General features: G+C 30.4%; 3 protein-coding genes. 2 read left to right on the forward strand and 1 reads right to left on the reverse strand.

Features of this window, described 5'->3' with window-relative positions; translation table 11 throughout:
* The first annotated feature begins 60 nt into the window (after nucleotides 1-60).
* Nucleotides 61-828, forward strand: coding sequence for a DUF6882 domain-containing protein (locus tag ULVI_RS10550; RefSeq protein WP_241780983.1), 768 nt, complete (start codon nucleotides 61-63; stop codon nucleotides 826-828).
* A gap of 264 nt (nucleotides 829-1,092) precedes the next feature.
* Complete coding sequence (locus tag ULVI_RS10555) at nucleotides 1,093-3,672, forward strand: SIR2 family protein (RefSeq protein WP_068592606.1); 2,580 nt, start codon at nucleotides 1,093-1,095, stop codon at nucleotides 3,670-3,672.
* Here the strand turns inward: ULVI_RS10555 and ULVI_RS15610 are convergent.
* Nucleotides 3,669-3,893: hypothetical protein (locus tag ULVI_RS15610; RefSeq protein ID WP_206743815.1), on the reverse strand; the 225-nt coding region annotated here is incomplete at its 5' end. The genes ULVI_RS10555 and ULVI_RS15610 overlap by 4 nt on opposite strands.

The raw sequence follows: 3,893 nt of genomic DNA on the forward strand, positions 1-3,893 counted from the left end.
TCTTATGCAAACCGTTGTGCTTAATGTTGAAAAAAACAATTCGAATTGATATTTAGACCTTTGAAATACGAAAAGTATGCGCAAAAAGCGGTTGATAAACTACAAGAACGTCAGCCAGCATTTCGAGCAAAATTTGATACGGAAAATTATGCTAGTTGGTTTTATAATCAATCAAGTGAAACATTAAGATTGTATAGTGACGATAAAGAAATATACTTCCGATATATCCCTGTTGGAACATATTCGCTGAATACAAACACTTGGATGTGGGCTTGGGCTAACGAAGATTCTGTTGAGACTAGAAAATTTCGGACACTAAAGGTTAAAGAGTTCGGAGAGAAAAAGAATTACGAAAATCTGACCAATGCGCACTTTAACGGAGATAAATACACAGGTTGGGAATCGACGGCAATTGCTTTCGACATAATTGGAGGAATTGGAACTTATCGAGTTATAACTGAGCATTTAGAAAAATACTTCCTATTAACCGAACAGATAACGAAAGAAAAAGTTGAAAAAATTGAGAGCGCACTAATTGAATGTAATGCTCACGGAAAAATACGGAAAGCATTTATTTGTCAGCACTTGAACACGGAAACCAAAACAGGATTTGAAGAAGCTTTTGAGACCTATCGTGGAATGGAATTGGACGAAGATGACGACTTACAAGCTTGGTGTTCAAAATGCGAAAAAAAGCGCCTTAAAACGGACGGTTGGAATAACGAATCAATGGAATTTGCTAAAATTAAATTAGTCTGTGAAAGGTGTTACTTTGAGATAAAGGAATCCAATCTGGACTCAAAAAACACTAAGCACAACAAAACCTAAACGTAATGCGGACTTTTAGGCTAAAATGAAAGGTCTGTGTATATTTATGAAGTCGCTAAATCTTATGGATTTAGCTTTGGACAAAAAATAAAACTAAACAATAAGCTTTAGCTTCGTGCTAAGACGGAAACAGAAGGTTTCCTTATCTCCGCACTACGCTTAGCTAAACCGTTGTAGCCAATTTTTTTTGAAAATTCTGCGGTTTAAAAGGCTATATTTCTAAATATTTATTAATTTACTTAAAAAAATTTGAAATAAAATTATATGTATACAATATCTAATCTTCAGCAAGAATTAAAAAATAAAGAACGCTCTGTAAATGATCTTATTAGGTATATTGGTACAAGAAATGATCATAACCCTAATTACAGCTTATTATTAGGAGCAGGATGCTCAGTAACCTCAGGAATTAAATCAGCATCAACGCTTATAGGCAAATGGGAAAAAGAAATTTATTTACAAGATAATCCTGAAATAACTGAGTTTAATTCAGAAGAAGCTGAACAATATTTCAAATCTCAAATGTGGTTTGATAGCAGAAATGCATATAGCTCATTATTTGAAAAAAAGTATGATCTTCCTAGACAAAGAAGAATGTTTATTGAAAAAGCTGTCAGGGATAAATTACCATCAATTGGATATGCCTATTTAATAAAACTAGTGGAAAATAATTATCTAAAAACGTTATTCACAACGAATTTTGATGACTTATTGAATGAAGCTTTTTATCAATATTCAAATGAGCGCCCTATTTTATGCGCTCACGATTCGTCAATTAATAGTATAACAATCACTTCAAAAAGGCCAAAAATAATAAAGCTTCACGGGGATTATTTATTTGATGATATAAAAAGCACACTAAGAGAGACAGAATCATTAGAAGAAAATATAAAAAATAAATTTATTGAATTTTCTAAAGATTACGGGCTGATTGTAGTAGGTTACGGAGGGAATGATCGCTCTATAATTGACATATTGACCTACTTATTGAAAAATGAAGAGTATTTTAAAAATGGAATATATTGGTGTTTGCGAGAAGATAGTGAAATTAATGAGGATTTAAGAAAGTTACTATGGAAGGACAGAGTCTATTATGTTAAAATTGATGGATATGATGAATTTATGGCTGAAGTACATTCTAATCTAAATGACGATAGATTACCAATTGACAGTAGTTATTTAAGTCAAAGAAAAAATGAGGTTATTAACCAACTAGTATCTAATTCTTATTTCAAAAATACGAATTGCAGTTTCATCAGCAAAGATTTTGAAAGATTGAATAAAGCTAAAGATAAAGATATTATAACCAACTTTTTTCAATATTTAGATCAAAAAGAGGACGATAGTGATTTAAGCTTAGACGGATTTAGGCCAAAAAAGAACTTCAATGAAGAGCTTAGTGATGAAGATCGGAATTTATTAAAAAATATTAATCAAGACCTATTTACATCTAACTATGAACTAGTTAATGAGCAAATTGACGAAAAATTTGAGATTCTACCTAAAAAAAGTGATTTATATAAATCGTTATTAGGTATTAAAGGAAAATGTCTAAGAAACTTAAATAAAGAACAGGAAGCAATTGTGTGTTATGAGGAATTAATAGAAATCGATAAAGAAAATATCGATAATTATATAATTCTCTCAAACCTGAAGAATGATTTTCAGGATAAGGTAGGATACATAGAAAAAGCAATAGAATTAGAACCTTATATTTCTAGGTTATATTATGAAAAATCTAAATTATTATTTGACCATTATAATGAAGTTTATAATGCTTCAGAATTAGATTTTGATCTAACTAAGATAGATGAAATTATTAATAAGGGCATAGCTTTATCCCCTATAATCAGTAACCCTGGATGGATATTGAAAGTTAATATTATTGAAGAATTAAATGATGATAAAGACAAAGCAATTTTAGAAATTGAGGAAATAATAAAAAAACTAGAAATACAAGATTTATTTCATGCGAGCCTAATAAAACTAAAGGTTTACTTATCTAATTTTAAGGACCAAAAAAATAAAGATACTTATGATTTAATTGAAAAATCAATTCCTAAGCAACGACGATATGAGCACAAGAAGGAATTAGAGATGATGTTATTGAAAGAATATAAACTAAAAAATGACAAGGACAGTTTAAAAACAAGATTTAAATATCTCGAAAATACATATGAGTTAGATAATGATTATTGGGAATTCAAAGCGGTAATTCAGTTGGAAAAATTTCAATCTTTAGATGATGCAATTTTTACTCTTGAAAACATAAAAAATAAAAATAAAGGTAATTATTCTCTTTTATTTAATTATCTACTATATAAAAATAATATTTCTGGAGCTACAATGGTTAATGAGAAACATTTAGGTAACGATAAACTTAATCAATCTCAAATCTTGACAGCCGAGGGTGAGTATAAATTAGCGATTGATTTAATCCGTGAATTGAAAACAGAATCTCCTTATGATACTAATCTTAATGTTCATGAGTCATTCCTATTATTAAAACTAGAGAAATATCAAGAGGCATTTAATTTTACACAAAAGTGCTTGAAACCATCGAATCACACAGAACCATATTTTTTAGTCAATTATTTTCTTGCGAAAAAGCATTATAGACAAAAAGAGAAGCCAGAGAAAATTAGAGAAAAACTTCTAAATGGCAAAAATGAAAAAAGCATTATCGAAGTTGCAGCCTACTGTTTGATGGGCGATTATAAAGAAGTCAAAACTAAATTAAATATTCTCTTACAAACTGACTATTCGTATAAATATCAAGTAAACGACTGGCCGTTATTTAATGATTTCATTAAGTCTTCCCAGTTCAAGCACAAAGTAGCTTAGTGGTTAAAACTGGCTACAACAACGGGTATGCGCAATGCGGGGGATTTGGCTGATTCGAAAATAAAGGTATATTTGGTTAATCCGCCAAATCTTTTGATTTGGTAATTTGATAAGCAAAAATAATAACAAAATAAAAAGATTTGGCTCAGTGCCGGCTTGAACATAAAGTGAAAGCCACTCCCCGCACTGCGCATACCCAACCCGTTATGCACGATGGCTCC

Origin of the sequence: Cochleicola gelatinilyticus (assembly GCF_001637325.1) — a bacterium.
GTDB classification, from domain to species: Bacteria; Bacteroidota; Bacteroidia; order Flavobacteriales; family Flavobacteriaceae; genus Cochleicola; species Cochleicola gelatinilyticus.

Coding starts and splice junctions, on each gene's coding strand:
- ULVI_RS10555 (WP_068592606.1), top strand. CDS start 1,093: ATGTATACAATATCTAATCTTCAGCAAGAATTAAAAAATAAAGAACGC.